Origin of the sequence: Chryseobacterium luteum, assembly GCF_000737785.1 — a bacterium.
Taxonomy (GTDB): Bacteria; Bacteroidota; Bacteroidia; order Flavobacteriales; family Weeksellaceae; genus Chryseobacterium; species Chryseobacterium luteum.
In genome coordinates this window covers 382,666-400,732 of the sequence record NZ_JPRO01000001.1, presented here as the reverse complement: position 1 = coordinate 400,732, position 18,067 = coordinate 382,666, and the positions used below count along the sequence as shown (strand labels likewise).

The window sequence follows — 18,067 nt, the reverse complement described above, 5'->3', positions numbered from 1 at the left end:
AGTAATGCATATCCTTTACAGATTATTACTTATTGGAATACATTACATCCGTTCTCAAAACATATTTCTGTCCACTGATGAGGGTTTTTCCTTCGTGTCTCAGCGGATGGTAAAAAACCAGTGCAGATCCCTTTTTTGGAGCAATTGTAAATAAGTTTTCAAATTCCGTTTCTCCTCCTTCAAAATCATCATTCAGATAGATCAGAAAAGTGTGGAAACTTTTTTCATATTCATTGCGGATATAGCTTCCGTCCCTATGCATTTTAAACCGCTGTCCAGGAGAATATTTATAAATTCTAAACATTTCATTGAAATTCTGAAGCTTATAATTTTCATGTTCCTGAGGTAGAAATTGTTCTGCTTTTCTGAAAAGATTTTCTGCTAAATCATGATCAAAAACCATCAGCCTGTCGTTATTCCTGATGCCTTTGCTCATCATCTGTCGTCCATTCATATTGATTTTCGCTTCTTCAAATACTTTTCCCTGTGCCATCGCAATATATTCATCACATTCATCGGAGGTCAGGAAATCTTCAATCAGAAATATCTGCGGATGAAGTTCTGTCTTTTCCATGATACTATTTTATGTTTGGTGATTGTGTTTATTTTCTTAACTCGTCTCTTACTTCCATCAAAGCAAAACCCAGCAGGTTTTCTCCATCCCAAAGAAGCGGATCCTTGGCTCTGGGATCAGTTTCCAGCATTCCTATTCCCCAGATCCTGTCATAAGGGCTGGCCTCTACCAGAATCTTATCATCGGTTGATAATAAGAAATCTTTAAATTTTGAATTTTGGGAGAATTTCAAAAGATTAGCTCTTTTTACTATTTCATATTTATGCTCATCCCAAAGTTTCGGATCAAAATTTTTGACTTTTCTTCCTAAGCTTTTGACCTGGTCAGGTGTTTCAGATCTTAAAATCTTTTCTAAAATCTCCCGATCATCAAATAATTTTGCTTTTCCGGACATCATATAATGTTCAGCTGTTTTATACACGGTTCCATTTTCCTCAAACTGTATTGGAAACCACTGACTGAAACAAGATTTAGTGATCTCATCTTTTACTGTATGACCCCAGAAGAACAGAATTTCAGGTCTTTCTTTTCTCTGATATCTTTCAATACTATTTTGTAAGGTGTATTTCATAATTGTGTTATTATTACACAAATGTAAAACAATATAATTTTATGAACAAAATTTATTTGTGTTATTTTAACGCTAAATATTTAATTAACTGATTATCAATGTTAAAAATTAAATATTTTAAAATACAAGTAACATTAATGTTTTCACCAATAGCACAAACACTTATTAAACTAAAGTTTTAGTTTGTTTGTTTTGAAATGTAAAATAAGAGGTTTTTGATATAAATGTGGACTGGATAATTTTGAATAAATTATTTGATTTCGAAATAAAAGCCTTCTTTTTCAAGTTCTTCGTACTTCTCTTTATTGAAAGTAAAAAGTTTTCCGGGTCTGCCGCTGCCTTCTTTTTTGACATTATTGGTTTCATTAAGCAGGCCATAGCTCATGATTTTTTTGCGGAAATTTCTGCGGTCTATTTCACGTCCTACAATGGTTCTGTAAAGATTTTCAAGGTCAGAAAAAGGAAACTCTTCATTCAGAAGATTAAAGCCGATGGGCTGGTACTGAAGCTTGGTACGAAGTCTGTTTAACGCAATATCAATAATAGATTTATGGTCGAAGGCAAGCGACGGAAGTTTATGTACGCTGAACCATTGAGCATCTTCTGCGTCAGAGTCTGCGAAGAGTTCATGATAGGATGGGTTTACAAGGCCTAAATAAGCCACAGAAACTACTCTGTTCCGGGGATCGCGCCCTACGTTACCAAAGGTATAGAGTTGTTCCAAAAAATCGGGTTTTATGCCGGCTTCTTCATACAGTTCTCTTTTCACCGCATCATCCAGGTTTTCATCATCCAGAACGAGACCTCCGGGAAGTGCCCAGCCTCCTTTGAAAGGATCAATCTTTCTTTTGATCAGGAGAAGCTGAAGGTCCTGTTTGTCAAAGTAACCAAAAATAACGGCATCGACAGCCACTTTAATATCCTGAATTTTTTTTGGAGACCCCATAATTTTAGTTTGCGTTATGAATACACAAAGGTAAGATTTATAAATGATATCAAAAAAAGAATTGCAGAATAATAGAATTAACTAACTTTATTTCCAATAACCTACTTAAAATTAAATGATTATGAAAAATCTATTATTCTTATTCTCAATTACTTTTCTTTTGACAGCTTGTGAAAAAGGAAAGTCTGTAACTGAAAAAAACTCAGCTAAAACGGATTCTGCAGAATGGAAACCCGTAGACTCTACTGTTGCGACGAAAGCCTGGATGGAATATGCCACACCCGGTGAGATGCACAAAACATTAGCATCATATGACGGAAACTGGACAGGAGTAACTTCCACATGGATGGAGAACGGTGCAAAACCGGAAATAAGCCAGTCCGAATGTACTAATAAAATGATTTTCGATGGCAGATATCAGCACAGCACTTATAAAGGCAGCTTTATGGGAATGCCGTTTGAAGGAATGAGTATCATGGGCTATGATAACGCTAAGAAAAAATTTGTAAGTACATGGATCGACAACATGGGAACCGGCATTATGCATGCGGAAGGAGACTGGAACCCTGCTCAGAAATCTATTGAACTGAAAGGTAAAATGACAGATCCCGCAAGACCCGGAAAAGACTGTGATTTCAGAGAGGTTTATACTTTTACCGATGCCAACAATCACGTGATGGAAATGTACGGACCTGATTCTAAAACAGGGAAGGAATATAAAACCATGGAAATAAAATTCACCAGAAAGAACTAAAAACCGGAAAAACCACTTCCATGAAACAGTGCTTTTCCTTATTATTTCATGACAGATATGCTCAACTTTGGTATAGAAAATAAAAATTTATACCATCATGAAAACATTATTAAGAGTCTTTATCGTGGTCATTATCATCTTAGGAGGAGTATTGATCATTGTTGTGGGGAAAAAGCCTTTCCCGAAACCTGAATGTATTGTATGCGGAGTTAACCTTATACGAACATTAGGCATCGCGGAAGTAATCCTTGGCCTCGGAGCTTTGGTAATACAGGCTAATCTGACTGAGAAACAGCGAAATTTGTGAAAAATAAAAGACCGGTAAAAATTACCGGTCTTTTTATATTAATCGTTTAGTTTTAATACTGCCATGAACGCTGACTGCGGTACTTCTACTCTACCAATCTGCTTCATTTTCTTTTTACCTTCTTTCTGTTTTTCAAGAAGTTTTCTCTTTCTGGAAATATCTCCTCCGTAACATTTTGCGGTAACGTCTTTTCTTAATGCCTTAATGGTTTCTCTGGCGATAACTTTCGCTCCCAACGCTGCCTGAACTGCAATATCAAACTGCTGTCTGGGGATCAGTTCACGAAGTTTTTCACACATCTTTTTACCGATATAATAAGCATTACTGTCGTGAATCAATGATGATAAAGCATCTACCATATCTCCGTTGATCAGAATATCCATTTTAACCAATTTGGAAGAACGCATTCCGATTGGTGAATAATCAAATGACGCATATCCCTTAGAAATGGATTTCAGACGGTCGTAAAAGTCGAAAACAACTTCTGCCAAAGGCATATTGAATGTCAATTCTACCCTGTCTGCCGTTAAATAACTTTGGTTGACAATCTCCCCTCTTTTTTCGATACAAAGGGTCATTACAGCACCTACGAAATCGGATTTAGTAATAATGGAAGCCTTTATATACGGTTCTTCAACCCTATCCAAAAGATTGGGATCAATCATTTCTGATGGGTTGTTGATTAAAATTGCGGTTTCAGGATCTTTCTTAGAAAATCCGTGATATGAAACGTTGGGAACCGTAGTAATTACGTTCATATCAAATTCTCTCTCAAGACGTTCCTGTACGATTTCCATGTGAAGCATTCCCAAGAATCCGCAACGGAAACCGAAACCAAGTGCTGCAGAACTCTCAGGTTCGAAAACCAGAGAAGCATCATTCAGTCTTAATTTTTCAAGTGAGAATCTTAATTCTTCAAAATCTTCAGATTCAATAGGATAAATTCCGGCAAAAACCATTGGCTTTACTTCTTCAAAACCGTCAATCGCAGCATCGGCAGGATTCACAAAAGAGGTAATGGTATCACCCACTTTCACTTCTCTTGCATCTTTAATCCCGGAAATAATGTAACCTACATCACCACATTCAATTATCTTTTTCGGAACCTGTTTCAGTTTTAAAGTTCCTACTTCATCTGCACCGTATTCTTTTCCTGTAGCGAAAAATTTGATTTTCTCGTTTTTAGAAATACTTCCGTTTACTACTTTGAAATACGCTTCAATCCCTCTGAACGGGTTGTAAACAGAATCAAATATCAATGCCTGAAGAGGCGCTTTCGGATCTCCAACGGGAGCAGGAATTCTGTTGACAATCTGCTCAAGCAGATCATGAACCCCTTCACCTGTTTTTCCGGAAACTCTAAGAACATCTTCATATTTACAGCCCAAAAGTCCCATAATTTCATCGGTAACTTCTTCGGGGTTTGCAGATGGAAGGTCTATCTTATTCAGAATCGGAATAATTTCCAAATCATTTTCTAATGCCAGGTAAAGATTACTGATGGTCTGTGCCTGGATACTCTGTGCAGCATCTACAATAAGAAGTGCGCCTTCACAGGCAGCAATAGAACGGGAAACCTCGTAAGAAAAGTCTACGTGTCCCGGTGTATCAATAAGATTTAAGATATATTTTTCTCCTTTATACTCATAATCCATCTGGATCGCGTGAGACTTGATGGTGATCCCGCGTTCTTTCTCCAAATCCATATCATCCAGGGTCTGAGACTGCAGCTCTCTCTGAGTAACTGTGTTGGTATACTCCAAAAGACGGTCTGCCAAAGTACTTTTACCGTGGTCAATATGAGCGATTATGCAAAAATTTCGTATGTTTTTCATTTAAGAACGTTGTAATTTGCAAAGATAAAAAAAAGCGAGAGATTATCCTGGTTTAATTTACAGTGTAAAATTTATTTTTCAAAGACATAAGCGCCTGTTAAAGAATCTATATAAACCTTTTATATCGGCGATATTTTTATCATCAATATTGTTATTGTTAAGTTTTTTAAAACCAAACGGCTCCCACAAACAATTGTCTGTAAGAGCCGTCCAACATTAAAAAAATAAACTATTATGGGTTTTGTTTGGGCTTTGCCATATTATTATTGTGCCCGGTATGAGGTTTTCTCTCATTCATTTTATCTCTCATCATCCCTTCGGACTGAAATAATTTTAATACTTTCTGGCAGGGAATCACCTGCTGCATCTTGTCAGCATATTTTTTTCTGTTATCCAGCAGCTTCTGTCCTACTTCGAAACTCTGCTGAAGTTTAGCCTTCGCCTCATCATCAGATAATGTTTCCGGATTAAAATTAGGATTAAACTGGCTTTTTATCTGCTTCTGATTATCCAGATACTCGTTATAAAGCTGAGTAAATTCTGTTTTATCACCTGCATCAATTTCAAGATTTTCCACCACCATATTATTCCTAAACTTCTTAAGGAGTTCTTTTCTCTCTTCAGGAGAAAGATTGTTTATTACCTCTTTTCGTTGTTTAGGGTCCATTTTTTTCCAGTCATAATCTGAATTCTGAGCATTCAGACCAAAACCATAAATAATAAAAAGTGTAAATAATATCTTTTTCATCTTTCTTAATTATATAAATCTAAATAAACGTCCTGAGTTGAATTGCTTGCCAGTTCTGATATTTCAGAGTTGGAAAACGAATCCAGATATTCATTCATTTTAATTTCTTCTTTTTTAGCCGGAGCTTTTACCGTTTTCGGGTCCGTAATACTTTCAGTTTCTTTTTTGGGAACATATGAAACAGAATTACCTCCCTGATTACTAATTGTTTGATTATTGTTTTCAACAGAAGTTAAATCTTCCTTAAGAGTTTCATAAGCACGTTCGCTTTCTGTTTTAGCCTTCTGATCATTGACAGCTAATGTTTTTGAATTCAACACATCTTTCGCAGGATCGTTGCCAGAATTAAAAACATACGTTACTCCGAATATCAAAGCCAGCGATGCAGCAGCAGCATACATCCAGTTCAGTTTGAAAACCGGTGCCTTTTTATTCGCTTTCACTTCGTTCATTACATTATTCTGGATATTTTCAAATAAATGATCCGGAACTTTGTAAATATTCTTGCGTTCTAGTTTTTCTATGTCGAACTCTTTCATCTTGTTGGGTCAAAAAATTATCTCTCGTAATTTTCTTTAATATATTCTTCTATTTTCTGTTTGGCATAATGATAATTGGTCTTTAAAGTCCCTACTGACATATCTACAATTTTTGATATCTCTTCATAGGGCAGATCATCATAATACCGCATCATAAATACCAGTTTCTGCTTTTCGGGCAGGCTTTGTATGGCATTCTGGAGCAGCAGCTGTATTTCTTCCGCATCTCCTTCCGTATTGTCGGCCACCAGGTTCTGCATATAATACTCAGGATCTTCATCCGTTTTCTGCATTTTCTTCAACTTATTCACCTGCTGTAATGCTTCGTTGGTAGCAATCCTGTAAAGCCAGGTATACAGCTGACTGTCATTTTTGAACTGGTGGAAATTCTGATAGGCTTTAATAAAAGTCTCCTGCAGCGTATCCTGGGCAAGATCTCCATCCACAATAATCCTTCTGATGTGCCAGTACAGTCTGCTTTGATAAGCATCCATCAAGGCACGGACACCTTTTTCCTGGGTCCGTGGATTCTGCATCAACGAAATAATTTCCGCGTCCTTAATCTTCATAAGATGCTTTCACTGTTTTGGATTACAAAAATAGCCGAAAGTTAAATTACTTATTCAATTTTCAGTCCAAATATTTAAAATAATAGGATAACGTTATGATCTGACCTTTAGGCAACGGGCAATAATAACTTCCGTTCTTCTGCTTTCATCTTCCTTTAAAATCTTATCTTTGTTAGATGCAAATTGTAATTATAGGTTCCGGAAATGTGGCCTACCACATGGCAAAAGCTTTTAGTCTGAAAAAAATTCCATTACTGCAGATATTTGGAAGAAACGGGGAAGAACTGAAGAAAATTTCTAACGAACTGGATATCCCTTATTCTACTGAAAATTTGGAGAATGCAAACCTCTACATCATTTGCGTAAGTGACAATTCGGTTGAAAGTGTTTCTCAGCTTATCACTAAAAAAGACTGTCTGGTTGCCCATACTTCAGGATCACTTCCCAAAGAGATTCTGAAAGGGGAGTACAGAAAATCAAGCTTTTATCCTTTGCAGACATTTTCAAAATCGAAAGAGCTAGATTACGAAAAGATTCCTTTCTTTGTTGAAACTGAAAATCAACAGGACAAGCATCTCCTTTTTGAAATTGCTTCCAAAATTTCGGAGAATGTAATGGAAAGCAGCTACGAAAAGAGAAAATACATCCACCTGACTGCAGTTTTTGCCTGCAATTTTGTGAATCATCTTTTCGCCAGGGCAAAAGAAATTTCAGATTCACAGGAAATTCCGTTTGATTATTTTCTTCCCCTTATTGACGAAACAGTTCAGAAAATTCACGAAATCGAGCCTAAAGCAGCACAAACGGGACCGGCCGTAAGAAATGATGTAAGGGTGCTGGAATTACATGAGCAGCTATTAAAAGACGAAAGTATTGAGATTTATAAAACAATGAATCATTCTATTCAAAAAATGTATGAGCTATAAAGAGAAATTAAAAGATATTAAGGCGTTTGTATTTGATGTAGACGGAGTTTTTACAGATGGAAGCGTTTACCTGATGCCCGGAGGAAATATGTGCAGGGTAATGAATGTCCTGGATGGATATGCAGTAGTTAAAGCATTAAAAAACAACTATTTAATAGGAGTAATTACCGGTGGAAACGATGAAATGGTAAAGCACAGGATCAATTATCTTGGAATAGAGGATTATTATCCAAAATCGCATGATAAAATGGCTGATTTTGAAGATTTTAAAAAGAAATACAATCTTAAAAACGAAGAAATCCTCACGATGGGAGATGACCTTCCCGATATCCACATCATGGAAAATTCCGCTATTTCAGCATGTCCCGAAAATGCCGTTCCTGAAGTAAAGGGAATATCGGACTATATTTCAGAAAAAAAAGGAGGGAGCGGGGCAGTACGTGATGTAATAGAGCAGGTAATGAAAGTTCAGGGGAACTGGCATGATGATAATACGCAATCTGTATAACTTATGAAATTACTTTTAGCATCCCAGTCACCGAGAAGAAAAGAACTGCTTTCAAGCTTAGGGTTCGATTTTGAGGTGGTAAAAATAGACTGTGAAGAAATTCTTCCCGAAGACATCCAAATAGGAGAGGCCGCAGCTTATCTGTCAGAATTAAAGGCAGAGGCATTCAGAGAGTTAGCCGGTGATGAAGTACTGCTCACTGCCGATACCGTAGTTGCAATAGATAATAAGATCCTTGGAAAACCGAAAGATGAGGATGAAGCCAGAAATATGCTGCGCCTGCTTTCAGGAAAAACGCATCAGGTTTATACGGGAATTACCATAAAATCCGTTAGTAAAACATGGACTGAAACCGATGTTGCGGATGTAGAATTTGATGAAATTACCGATGATGAAATAGAATATTACGTTCAAAATTACAAACCGTTCGATAAAGCAGGCAGCTATGGCATCCAGGAATGGCTGGGTATGGCAAAGATCAGCAGGATGAACGGAAGCTTTTATACGATCATGGGACTTCCTACCCATTTGGTTTATAAAATTTTGAAAGAAATATAAATATTATTCATTACAAAATTTTGTTATTTTTACAAAATCATCAGCTGCTTATAATAAAAAGCAGATAAGAGAGTTATATTGAATAATGAAAAAGAATATTTTATTCCTTTTAATCATGTGCATCGTTGCTTCCTGTGCGACCAAGACTAAAAAACCGGAACAGCGATCTAAATTCATGAAAGGATTCAACACCTATTATAATACCCTTTTTAATGCAAAAGATGCGTTAAACAGTGAATTTACGAGCAGAGACAAGGGACATAAGGACAATTTTTATGCTCCTTATATTCCTATTCTTACCATTGAAGATCAGCCTTTGGGAAGTGATCTGGGACAATCTGCCGCATTCGCTGAAAATTCCATGAAAATGGCTGAAGTGAACAGACCTTCTTCCGGAAGAGGAGCTCCGGGAGTACCACCCGGAATGCCCGGTGCTCAGGGATCTGCAACTCCGGGAATGCCGGATGAACTTCAGAATAAAGGAGCAACTACATTAGAAATTGCCGAGGCAAAGGCTCAAAAAGCCATCAACAAATATTCCGTTATCAGAAACGGTGAAGAAAAGAATAAGAAGATCTTTGATGCCTACATGATCCTTGTGCAGTCCAGAATTTACCAGAATAAAGCTGTGCAGGCTCTGGATGCCCTGAACTATGTTTTCACACACATGAAGGATGATAAAAGGCTCCCTTTGGCTAGAATTTATCAGGGGGTAGCATATGCGCAGATTAAAGATTATCATAAAGCCAACGAAACTTTTGCCAAACTGAAAGGGGAGGATATTAATAAAAGTTATGCTAAACTGCTGAGTATCTATCATTCTGAAGCTCTTCTGGACGCAGGAAAACTGGAGGAAGCCGGAGCTGAGCTGGACAGGGCTTTTGAGCTGAACTCTGACAGAAAACTGAAAAGCAGGATCTCTTATCTGAGAGGACAGGTTTCTGAAAATCTTGGTCAAAATGATAAAGCACGTGAAAGTTTTACCCAGGCTTATAAATATGCCAACGATTTTGAATTTGAAGTGAAATCCCAAATTGCAATTGCTAAAACATTCAATGGAAAAGGGGATTATAACGGCGCTAAAAACTATCTGGAAGGCATCAGCAAGAAGGGAACTTACGGTTCAAGAAAGAACGAATTTTATTATGCTTTAGGTTTAATGGCCAACAAAGCCGGAAAAAAGGATGAAGCTCAGGAATTCTTCAAAAAATCCCTGTTTGAGAAGGTATCCGATCCGCAGGTTAGAGGCCTTACCTATTACGAAATAGGGAAGAGCTATCTCGAAAAAAACGATTATATCGGTGCAGGGACGTATTATGATTCTGCTCTTACGGTGATGACCTACGAACCTTCAAAGATTCTTTTAAAAGACCAGTCTGAATACATTAAGAAGATCTCCAAAAATTATTATCTGATCAAGAAGAATGACAGCATTCTTTCTTTAGCGAAGATGAGCGATGCTCAGAAAACTGATTTTTTCTCAAAATATATCGCAAAACTGAAAGCGAAGGAAGAAAAAGAAGAGCAGGAGAGAAGACGTGCAGAAAGAAGCAAAGGTTTTGATTCCGGAGATTACAACGCGAATTCAATATTTGCCAATAATACCAATTCGTTTGAAGATTTCGGGGTAACTACCAAAGGATTTTATTTCAGCAATACAGGAACGATAAGCAAAGGTTCCTCTTCATTTAAGCAGATCTGGGGAGACCGGGCATTAGCCGATAACTGGCGTTATTCCAAAAAAATGGCGACCATTGAAGATATGAAGAATGAAGCACTTGGCGTTACTTCAGCACCTAATCCAAGACGTTTTGAACCCACCTTTTACATTGAACAGATTCCTACAGATCAGGAAAAACTGGGTCAGCTGAAGAAAGACAGGGACACTGCTTCTCTAGGTTTGGGAGTGATGTACCAGAATTATTTCACCAATACACCTTTGGCAACAAAGACTTTATATGATCTTGTTGATGTAAAGCCTGAGGAAAAAGTAATGCTCCAGGCACTTTATGAAATCTTTGCAATGAATTACCAAAAGAATCCCCAGGCTTCCGAAAGAGCAAAACAGATCCTTTTGGCCGATTATCCTTATACTTCTTATGCTGAATTCGCGAGAAATCCTAAGAATAATTCATTCGTAAAGTCATCAGAAGATGTTGAAAACGAATATAAAAAAGCATACGCTCTTTATGAATCTGAAAAGTTTGCAGAAAGCCGGGACATTATACAACAGACGATACAGAAATATCCCAAAGATGCCCTTATTCCTAAATTCCATCTGCTGAATGCTTTTAATACAGGAAAAAGCAGCGGGAAAGAGGTCATGATCCTGCAGCTTGAGCAGATTGCCCTGAATTATTCTAAAACTCCGGAAGGCATCAGGGCAAAGGAAATGCTGAATTATCTGAAAAGTGAGCTTTCTTTCCAGGCCACTGATAATAAAGGAAATTCCCTTTCACAGCAGCCACAAGTGCCGGCACAGCCTGTACAGGATATAAATAACGGTATCCCTCAGAATCCTGCCGGAAATGATAAAAACGGTCAGCTTCAGCAATTAATACAGCAGACAGATACCGAACCTAAAAAACCTAAGAAATTGAAAAAGGATAAAGACCAGGACAAAGAAAAAAATCCTGATGCGATTCCTGCAATGCCTAAATAAAATAAAAAAGCGAAGAGTTATTCTTCGCTTTTTGTATGTAATTGTTTATTTTTTTATGGTCATATAGAATCTGAAGATTTCTTTTTCTTTACTCCATGGAAATCTTTGAGATAAAAGGGTTCAAAGTAGGCGATGTCTTCAAACTCTTTCTGATCTATCTTTTCCATAGTCCTTTTGATCAGGTATTGTGCGGAAGGGTAGACGTCATCCTTAAAATCAGCATCCGGAAGATTCAGGATTTCCTTTGCTTTTTTTGCACCGTCTCCTACAAAAATTACTTTTTTATCTTTAAATTCTTCAAACGAAGTTTCGTCCAAAATTTTAGCTTCGGTTGGTGAAAGTTCTTTTCCTGTCCCGCCGTCATAAACGGCCGTATAAACCTCCATTCTCCTTGCGTCGATCAATGGCACTATATAATCGTAGTTTTTGCCTAAAAAAGGCTCTGTCATGCTTTCTAAAGAATTCACTGCGATTAACGGAACCTTAAGTCCATAGCAGAAGCCTTTTGCAGAAGCGGCCCCAATCCTTAATCCGGTATAGGAACCGGGCCCTTTACCTAATGAAACAGCCCCGATATCTTTCATGGTGAGTCCGGCTCCTTCCAACGCCCATTCTACATAAGTGTGAAGACTTTCGGACTGTTTATAGTTTTCAGAAACTTCTTCGCACAGGCATAGCAGCTTTTCATCGTCTGAAATAGCTACCGAACAGTTTTTGGAAGAGGTTTCCAGATATAGAATTTTCATCTCTTTTATTTTAAGCTGATGGCAAAATTACGAAAGGCAATACTGCTTCCGGATATTCTGCAAATTTATGTCTTTATTTTAACTATTTTCTGTAGATCGTTCTCGGCTCACTCTGCGCACTTGGATAAATGGTCATATCTGAAACCATAACGTGTTTGGGAGCATTGATACAGTAAGCGATAGCATCAGCAATATCTCCGGCCTTCAAAGCTTCATAACCTGCATATACTGTAGCCGCTCTCTCACTGTCTCCTTTGAATCTTACCATGGAGAAGTCTGTTTCCACAGCACCCGGCTGAATATTGGTCACTTTGATACCGAATTCAGTAAGTTCCAGACGCATTCCTTCAGAAATTACATCAACTGCTTTTTTAGTTGCACAATACACGGTTCCGTTGGCATAAGTCTGCCTTGCCGCCACTGAACTAATGTTTACAATATGCCCTGAATTACGCTCTTTCATAGAGGGTATGATCATTTTGGACACGTATAACAGTCCTTTTACATTACCATCGATCATAGAATCCCAATCATCTGTCTTTCCGGCAGAAAGAGGATCTAAACCGTGTGCATTTCCTGCATTATTAATCAGAACATCAATAGTTTTCCATTCTTCAGGCAGGGAATGTATTGCTTTTTCAACTTCTTCGAGATTCCTCACATCAAAGTTTAAACTAAATATTTCGGTAAATTGAGAAAGCTGGGTTTTTAATGATTCTAAAACTTCGTTTCTCCTTCCACAGATAATGATTTTGTTTCCCTGTCCTGCAAGAAGTTCTGTAGTGGATTTTCCTATTCCGGAAGTAGCTCCGGTGATGAGTATTGTTTTCATTTTATTGTAAAATGTATAATTGTACATCATAGAAAGTAACTAATACTTTCTACTTTTTAGTTGGCGTCAAATGCTTCAAAAGCATCGGTGATATGTTCAACAATCAATTTCTTTTTTTCGTCAGGAAGCACAGAAATAATATCAAACCTTACTTCACTGTTTTTGTCAAATTCTTCAAGATAATGATTGGCTGCGGTAACGATGGATTTGATTTTTGTCTTGGTAACCGCTTCCTGAGGCAGCATAAAAGCATCTGTAGAACGGGCTTTTACTTCTACAATAATGATCAAATTTTCTTTTTCAGCAATAATATCGATCTCAGCTTTCTGAAACCGGAAATTCCTGGTAACGATCTTGTAGCCGTTTTTCTGCAGATATTCTGCTGCAAGGTCTTCCGCTATTTTCCCGAAATCGTTGTGAGTTGCCATCTTTTGAGTTTGAGAGTTTGAGGATGGGAGTGTGTGACATTGATCAATTTAAAACTCAATCTTAACCTTAGTTTCAACCTTCATTTTAACCGTTCCGCCAATAATTAAAGGTCTGTTATCTTTAATATGGCCATTTGGAAATCCGAAAACAGCGGGGAATTTATATTTTGAAATTCTGTCCGAGATCAGTTTATAGGCAAATTCATCGAAGCTTTCTTCATAGCTTTTATTTTCTTTTTCATCCCCCATATTGGTCATTCCGCCAATGATCAATCCTTTTATTTTATTAAAAACTCCAGCTAATTCAAGGGTCATGATCATTCTGTCCAGGGCATAAAAGTTCTCCCCGATATCTTCAATGAATAAAATCTTATCCTTAAAATCGAAGGAATATTTAGTTCCCAAAAGAGCATAGATCAGGGCTAAATTACCCCCAACCAGTTCACCTTCAATATTCCCTGTTTTATTAAATTGATGTGGTTTTAAGGCATATTCAGGACTTTTCCCTTTTAAAATATCAAAAACCAGATCATAGCTTTCATCCGTCACTCCAAAACTCGAAGTCTTAATGGTTTGTCCATGAATAGAAGCAAAACCTTTTTTCAATAAATAACTTTGAATAACCGTATTATCTGAGTAACCAATGTACCATTTCGGGTTTTCTGTAAAGTTTTTAAGTTTTAAATGCTGCACCAGATGCTGACATCCGTAGCCTCCCCGTGAGGCCCAGATTGCTGAAATATCTTTATCATTTAAAGCCCAGTTGATGTCTTTAATTCTTTCTTCTTCCGTACCGGCGTAATTATACCCGTTTGAATATTTAGTATAAAGGTGTTCGCCCAGCACAGGCTCAAAACCTATGTTTTTAATCATTTCTATGCCTTTTTCCAGCTGGGTAATATCTACAGCTCCGGCAGGGGAAATAACAGCTATTTTGGAACCTTTTTTAAGGGGTTTTGGAAATATTATTTTTTTCATTCTGTTTTTTGATACTTGATTTCTTTTTTCTCAGCTTCTTCTAAACGCCTGTCGAACTGGTTGAATTTCTTAAAGCTCTGCAGAAAGATAAAGAAACTGAAAACAATAAGAATCCCGCCAACGATTCTTCTGATCTGGTTGGCAAGTTTCTGGGTAAGTTTATCGTGAAATTGTTTTGCAAGGAATATTTTGGCCAGATCAATGAAGAGATAGGTGCCAATAACAATACTTATGTAAAAAATAAAGCTGCTGGTATCCGGGTACTGGTTTCTTACGGAGATCACCGTAACGAGCCAGAAAAGAATAACCCCGACATTTAAAAGATTAAAGAAAAAACCATTGAAAAACGTTTTAAAATAGTTCTGGCCAATGATTTTTTCTTCACCGGGCAAATGCATTTTAGTCTTGGTGACCATCATAACAATCCCGTACACAAAAATAAGTATAGAGGTGATCCTGTAAAAACCGGGATGCTTATCTATTAAGGTAACAATATCTGCACTTGCATAATACGCAGCAACAATGCATAATAAATCTGCTGTAATAACTCCGAGATCCAATGCCAGAGCGTGTCTTGGGCCCCTGCTGAAGCTGGTTTCAATTAAAAGGAAAAAAATAGGTCCTATAAAAACCAGGCTCAGCATAAATCCTAAGACAACGGCAGAAAGTACAAGTTCAAACATTCTATTCTAAACAATTTTCATTATAAAAAAACTGGAAATCTTTCCTGATTTTTAGCCCAAAGATACCTCTTTCAAATGTATAAGTAATCTGGTTTTTATACATCATCCTTTTATAATCGATGAAAAAACTCCTTATCATATACTCGTATTCATAGGCATTTCCACTTAAATATATATAGGTAGTCTTTCCTACCTGACGGCTATGAACGCCTCCAACATAAGATGATTGTGCTTTATAACAATAGGTTTCTTTTGTGGGATTCATCCCTGTAATAAAATTGATCAGAAAAAACAAATTAATTACAAGCGGAAATTTAATCAAAAAAAAATATTTTTTCCCCTCATTTCCAATATTAATCCTGTTTTTATTGATTAAGAAATTACTTACTACAATAAGAAACAGGATAACCCCTATAAATACATAAAATTGAGGACAGTCTTAAAAATAACTGTCACAAGCAAAATCGTATTCAGAAGACTGAACACGATCGCTTTATCAATTTTTGTCATTAATCAACAATCTTAAAATCCAACTGTTTTTGAATAAGGTTGGCTTTTACTACTTTGATCTGGACCTGATCCCCTAACTGATGCCTTTTTCCGGTTTTATGACCATAAACTGCATGGGTCTTCGCATCATAAGAATAGGAATCATCCACAAGGTCTCTTAATTTGATCAAGCCTTCAGCACCGTTTTCAGGGATTTCAACCCAGAAACCGAATTCTGCAACCCCTGAAATAACTCCTGTGAATGTTTCTCCAAGATGTTTTTCCATAAATTTCACCTGCATAAACTTGATGGAATCTCTTTCTGCATCGGCAGCCAGTCTTTCCATAGAACTGCAGTGTTTGGCTTTATCTTCCAGCTCCTGCTTGCTTGGAGATTTTCCTCCATCAAGATAATGCTGTAAAAGACGGTGGGCAAGAAGGTCAGGATAACGACGGATAGGAGAGGTAAAGTGACTGTAATATTCGAATCCTAAACCGTAGTGGCCGATAGGTTCTGTAGAATACACGGCTTTGCTCATACTTCTCATGGCAAGCGTTTCGATCATATTTTCTTCTCCTTTTCCTTTGACATCAGAAAGAAGCTTGTTCAAAGATTCTGCAACTTTTTTGGTATTGTCAAGGTTCATTTTGTATCCGAAAGTGGAAACGAAGTCTCTTAATGCTTCCAGTTTAGCTGGATTCGGATCGTCATGGACCCTGTAAATAAAGGTATTGTTGCTCACTCCGCCTTTACCGTTCAGCGAAACAAATTCAGACACTTTTTTATTGGCTAAAAGCATGAATTCTTCGATCAGGTGATTGGAATCTTTACTTATTTTAAAGTACACCCCGATCGGCGAGTTATTTTCATCCAGATTGAATCTTACTTCACTTCTGTCAAATGTAATTGCTCCGTTTCTTACACGTTCGTCACGCATAATTTTGGCTAACCTGTCAAGGGTATTGATTTCCTCAGCAAGATCTCCCTGCCCTGTTTCTATACGTTCCTGAGCTTCTTCGTAAGTAAATCTTCTGTCTGAATGAATCACTGTCCTTCCGAACCATTGTTTCTGGATCTCCGCTTTATCATTTAGTTGGAAAACTGCAGAGAACGTATATTTATCTTCGTTAGGGCGAAGTGAGCACACATCGTTACTCAAAACTTCCGGAAGCATCGGAACCACACGGTCTACAAGGTATACCGAAGTTGCTCTTTTGTAAGCTTCATCATCCAGGATAGTTCCGGGAACTACATAATGAGAAACATCTGCGATGTGGACACCGATCTCCCAGTTTCCGTTTTCCAATTTTCTTATTGAAAGCGCATCATCAAAATCTTTTGCATCCTTGGGGTCAATGGTGAATGTACAGATATCACGCATATCCCAACGCCTGGCAGCTTCTTCATCGGTGATTCTTCTGTCAATTTTATCTGCATCCAGCTCAACTTCCTGCGGGAATTCGTAAGGAAGGCCGTATTCTGCAAGGATAGAGTGGATCTCGGTTTCATGCTCACCAGGAGCTCCCAATACCTTAGTGATTTCTCCCTGAGGATTTTTGTCTCCCGGTCTCCATTCTGTCATTTTTACCACGACTTTATCGCCGTTTTCGGCACCTCCGAATTTAGATCTTGGGATAAAGATATCCGTGTGAATGGATTTTTTATCGCAAACCACAAATCCAAAGTCTTTATGGGCAACTACCTGGAATGTTCCTACAAATTCAGTTCTGGTTCTTTCCAGAACTTCCAGTACAGAGCCTTCCAGTTTTTTCCCTTTGAAATGGTAGGTCACAATCAGGACTTTATCGCCCTGTAATGCATCTTTCACGTTTTTGGAATGAATAAAGACATCATCTTCCACACCTTCTACACTCACGTAGGCATTTCCGGACTGGTTAAAATCAATGACTCCCGTCAAAGTTCCTGCAATCTTCAGGTTAACGATAAATTTTCCTTTTTCTACTTCTTTGATCTTCTCAGAACCCTGAAGTTTGTGAAGAGCCTGGATCACCAGCTCTCTCTGGCGTGGATTTTTATATTCTATTCCGTCTGCAATCTGCTTATAATTGTAGATCTTGGACGAATTGGTATTCATGAAACGCAGGATCAGTCTTCCGATCTCTATGAGTTTCTGTTCGTTTTTATGGCTTATATATTTACCTTTTCTTGGCATTTTTAATGTTATTTAATTGTTGTTATCTGACTTTTATCTGATGTTAAAAGCCAATTTTTTTTATCAAAATCATACTTAAAAATATAAGCATGAAATTCTATTTTTGTGCTAATTGTTAATTCAATTTCTGTTTGAAATGATCCATTAACAATTGTTCTATCCTGACGAAAGATAATTTGATTAAAATCTTTAGACAGTCCTTCCAGCTTTTTATTTTTAACCCTAATATATCTGATTCTT

Annotated in this window: 20 protein-coding genes; 6 read left to right on the top strand and 14 right to left on the bottom strand. The window is 37.4% G+C overall.

Annotation, left to right across the window (positions count from 1 at the left end; all coding sequences use genetic code 11):
* Positions 1-25 precede the first annotated feature (25 nt).
* The 3 genes from IX38_RS01825 to IX38_RS01815 all read right to left on the bottom strand — a co-directional run bounded on the left by IX38_RS01825 (position 26) and on the right by IX38_RS01815 (position 2,073).
* Positions 26-574, bottom strand: coding sequence for a prolyl hydroxylase family protein (locus tag IX38_RS01825; RefSeq protein ID WP_034701136.1), 549 nt, complete (start codon positions 572-574; stop codon positions 26-28).
* A 28-nt stretch (positions 575-602) separates the two neighbouring features.
* On the bottom strand, positions 603-1,145 hold the full coding sequence (locus IX38_RS01820; RefSeq protein ID WP_034701135.1) for an NADAR family protein: 543 nt from the start codon (positions 1,143-1,145) through the stop codon (positions 603-605).
* A 250-nt stretch (positions 1,146-1,395) separates the two neighbouring features.
* Positions 1,396-2,073 carry an NUDIX hydrolase gene (locus IX38_RS01815; RefSeq protein ID WP_034701665.1) on the bottom strand — a complete coding sequence of 226 codons (678 nt, stop codon included), beginning with the start codon at positions 2,071-2,073 and terminating at the stop codon, positions 1,396-1,398.
* A 139-nt stretch (positions 2,074-2,212) separates the two neighbouring features.
* Here IX38_RS01815 and IX38_RS01810 point away from each other — a divergent pair, with 139 nt between their 5' ends.
* Positions 2,213-2,845, top strand: coding sequence for a DUF1579 domain-containing protein (locus tag IX38_RS01810; RefSeq protein ID WP_034701662.1), 633 nt, complete (start codon positions 2,213-2,215; stop codon positions 2,843-2,845).
* Between the two features lie 97 nt (positions 2,846-2,942).
* The gene (locus tag IX38_RS01805; protein WP_034701134.1) at positions 2,943-3,152 is read left to right on the top strand and encodes a hypothetical protein; all 210 of its coding nucleotides are present in this window, start codon (positions 2,943-2,945) and stop codon (positions 3,150-3,152) included.
* Positions 3,153-3,190: 38 nt separating this feature from the next.
* Here the strand turns inward: IX38_RS01805 and lepA are convergent, their stop codons facing one another.
* The 4 genes from lepA to IX38_RS01785 all read right to left on the bottom strand — a co-directional run bounded on the left by lepA (position 3,191) and on the right by IX38_RS01785 (position 6,843).
* A complete protein-coding gene (gene lepA / locus IX38_RS01800; protein ID WP_034701133.1) occupies positions 3,191-4,987 on the bottom strand; it encodes a translation elongation factor 4 in 1,797 nt (598 codons plus the stop codon).
* A gap of 232 nt (positions 4,988-5,219) precedes the next feature.
* Positions 5,220-5,735, bottom strand: a complete 516-nt coding sequence (locus tag IX38_RS01795; protein ID WP_034701132.1) for a hypothetical protein — start codon at positions 5,733-5,735, stop codon at positions 5,220-5,222.
* Between the two features lie 5 nt (positions 5,736-5,740).
* Complete coding sequence (locus IX38_RS01790) at positions 5,741-6,274, bottom strand: hypothetical protein (RefSeq protein WP_034701131.1); 534 nt, start codon at positions 6,272-6,274, stop codon at positions 5,741-5,743.
* 17 nt (positions 6,275-6,291) lie between these two features.
* Positions 6,292-6,843, bottom strand: a complete 552-nt coding sequence (locus IX38_RS01785; RefSeq protein WP_034701130.1) for an RNA polymerase sigma factor — start codon at positions 6,841-6,843, stop codon at positions 6,292-6,294.
* A gap of 176 nt (positions 6,844-7,019) precedes the next feature.
* On the opposite strand from IX38_RS01785, the gene IX38_RS01780 reads away from it, so the two are divergent.
* The 4 genes from IX38_RS01780 (at position 7,020) to porW (ending at position 11,497) form a co-directional block, all read left to right on the top strand.
* Positions 7,020-7,769: a Rossmann-like and DUF2520 domain-containing protein gene (locus tag IX38_RS01780; RefSeq protein ID WP_034701129.1), complete on the top strand. Its 750-nt coding sequence runs from the start codon at positions 7,020-7,022 to the stop codon at positions 7,767-7,769.
* Positions 7,759-8,277, top strand: a complete 519-nt coding sequence (locus tag IX38_RS01775) for a KdsC family phosphatase (RefSeq protein WP_034701128.1) — start codon at positions 7,759-7,761, stop codon at positions 8,275-8,277. The genes IX38_RS01780 and IX38_RS01775 overlap by 11 nt, the downstream gene beginning before the upstream one ends.
* 3 nt (positions 8,278-8,280) lie before the next feature.
* The gene (locus IX38_RS01770) at positions 8,281-8,835 is read left to right on the top strand and encodes a Maf family protein (protein ID WP_034701127.1); all 555 of its coding nucleotides are present in this window, start codon (positions 8,281-8,283) and stop codon (positions 8,833-8,835) included.
* A gap of 85 nt (positions 8,836-8,920) precedes the next feature.
* Positions 8,921-11,497: a type IX secretion system periplasmic lipoprotein PorW/SprE gene (gene porW, locus IX38_RS01765; RefSeq protein ID WP_228377895.1), complete on the top strand. Its 2,577-nt coding sequence runs from the start codon at positions 8,921-8,923 to the stop codon at positions 11,495-11,497.
* 59 nt (positions 11,498-11,556) lie between these two features.
* On the opposite strand, the gene tsaB is transcribed toward porW, so the two are convergent.
* The 7 genes from tsaB to rnr form a co-directional block, all read right to left on the bottom strand.
* On the bottom strand, positions 11,557-12,243 hold the full coding sequence (gene tsaB / locus IX38_RS01760) for a tRNA (adenosine(37)-N6)-threonylcarbamoyltransferase complex dimerization subunit type 1 TsaB (protein WP_034701126.1): 687 nt from the start codon (positions 12,241-12,243) through the stop codon (positions 11,557-11,559).
* 82 nt (positions 12,244-12,325) lie between these two features.
* The gene (locus tag IX38_RS01755) at positions 12,326-13,075 is read right to left on the bottom strand and encodes an SDR family NAD(P)-dependent oxidoreductase (protein WP_034701125.1); all 750 of its coding nucleotides are present in this window, start codon (positions 13,073-13,075) and stop codon (positions 12,326-12,328) included.
* A gap of 56 nt (positions 13,076-13,131) precedes the next feature.
* Positions 13,132-13,503 carry a YraN family protein gene (locus IX38_RS01750; RefSeq protein ID WP_034701124.1) on the bottom strand — a complete coding sequence of 124 codons (372 nt, stop codon included), beginning with the start codon at positions 13,501-13,503 and terminating at the stop codon, positions 13,132-13,134.
* Between the two features lie 48 nt (positions 13,504-13,551).
* Entirely contained in the window at positions 13,552-14,481 is a 930-nt protein-coding gene (locus IX38_RS01745; protein WP_034701123.1) for a S66 peptidase family protein, read from the bottom strand.
* Entirely contained in the window at positions 14,478-15,164 is a 687-nt protein-coding gene (locus tag IX38_RS01740; protein ID WP_034701122.1) for a LysE family translocator, read from the bottom strand. Before IX38_RS01740 ends, IX38_RS01745 begins: the two co-directional genes overlap by 4 nt.
* A gap of 1 nt (position 15,165) precedes the next feature.
* Positions 15,166-15,429: a hypothetical protein gene (locus IX38_RS01735; RefSeq protein WP_131368629.1), complete on the bottom strand. Its 264-nt coding sequence runs from the start codon at positions 15,427-15,429 to the stop codon at positions 15,166-15,168.
* Between the two features lie 244 nt (positions 15,430-15,673).
* Positions 15,674-17,827 carry a ribonuclease R gene (gene rnr / locus IX38_RS01730; RefSeq protein ID WP_034701120.1) on the bottom strand — a complete coding sequence of 718 codons (2,154 nt, stop codon included), beginning with the start codon at positions 17,825-17,827 and terminating at the stop codon, positions 15,674-15,676.
* Positions 17,828-18,067: the final 240 nt, after the last annotated feature.

Excerpts from the sequence above, each read along its gene's own strand:
- IX38_RS01750 (WP_034701124.1), bottom strand. The coding sequence starts at position 13,503 with ATGGCAACTCACAACGATTTCGGGAAAATAGCGGAAGACCTTGCAGCA.
- rnr (WP_034701120.1), bottom strand. The coding sequence starts at position 17,827 with ATGCCAAGAAAAGGTAAATATATAAGCCATAAAAACGAACAGAAACTC.
- IX38_RS01795 (WP_034701132.1), bottom strand. The coding sequence starts at position 5,735 with ATGAAAAAGATATTATTTACACTTTTTATTATTTATGGTTTTGGTCTG.
- IX38_RS01790 (WP_034701131.1), bottom strand. The coding sequence starts at position 6,274 with ATGAAAGAGTTCGACATAGAAAAACTAGAACGCAAGAATATTTACAAA.
- porW (WP_228377895.1), top strand. The coding sequence starts at position 8,921 with ATGAAAAAGAATATTTTATTCCTTTTAATCATGTGCATCGTTGCTTCC.
- tsaB (WP_034701126.1), bottom strand. The coding sequence starts at position 12,243 with ATGAAAATTCTATATCTGGAAACCTCTTCCAAAAACTGTTCGGTAGCT.
- IX38_RS01735 (WP_131368629.1), bottom strand. The coding sequence starts at position 15,429 with ATGAATCCCACAAAAGAAACCTATTGTTATAAAGCACAATCATCTTAT.
- IX38_RS01740 (WP_034701122.1), bottom strand. The coding sequence starts at position 15,164 with ATGTTTGAACTTGTACTTTCTGCCGTTGTCTTAGGATTTATGCTGAGC.
- IX38_RS01775 (WP_034701128.1), top strand. The coding sequence starts at position 7,759 with ATGAGCTATAAAGAGAAATTAAAAGATATTAAGGCGTTTGTATTTGAT.
- IX38_RS01770 (WP_034701127.1), top strand. The coding sequence starts at position 8,281 with ATGAAATTACTTTTAGCATCCCAGTCACCGAGAAGAAAAGAACTGCTT.
- IX38_RS01810 (WP_034701662.1), top strand. The coding sequence starts at position 2,213 with ATGAAAAATCTATTATTCTTATTCTCAATTACTTTTCTTTTGACAGCT.
- IX38_RS01825 (WP_034701136.1), bottom strand. The coding sequence starts at position 574 with ATGGAAAAGACAGAACTTCATCCGCAGATATTTCTGATTGAAGATTTC.
- lepA (WP_034701133.1), bottom strand. The coding sequence starts at position 4,987 with ATGAAAAACATACGAAATTTTTGCATAATCGCTCATATTGACCACGGT.
- IX38_RS01745 (WP_034701123.1), bottom strand. The coding sequence starts at position 14,481 with ATGAAAAAAATAATATTTCCAAAACCCCTTAAAAAAGGTTCCAAAATA.
- IX38_RS01805 (WP_034701134.1), top strand. The coding sequence starts at position 2,943 with ATGAAAACATTATTAAGAGTCTTTATCGTGGTCATTATCATCTTAGGA.
- IX38_RS01755 (WP_034701125.1), bottom strand. The coding sequence starts at position 13,075 with ATGAAAACAATACTCATCACCGGAGCTACTTCCGGAATAGGAAAATCC.
- IX38_RS01820 (WP_034701135.1), bottom strand. The coding sequence starts at position 1,145 with ATGAAATACACCTTACAAAATAGTATTGAAAGATATCAGAGAAAAGAA.
- IX38_RS01785 (WP_034701130.1), bottom strand. The coding sequence starts at position 6,843 with ATGAAGATTAAGGACGCGGAAATTATTTCGTTGATGCAGAATCCACGG.
- IX38_RS01780 (WP_034701129.1), top strand. The coding sequence starts at position 7,020 with ATGCAAATTGTAATTATAGGTTCCGGAAATGTGGCCTACCACATGGCA.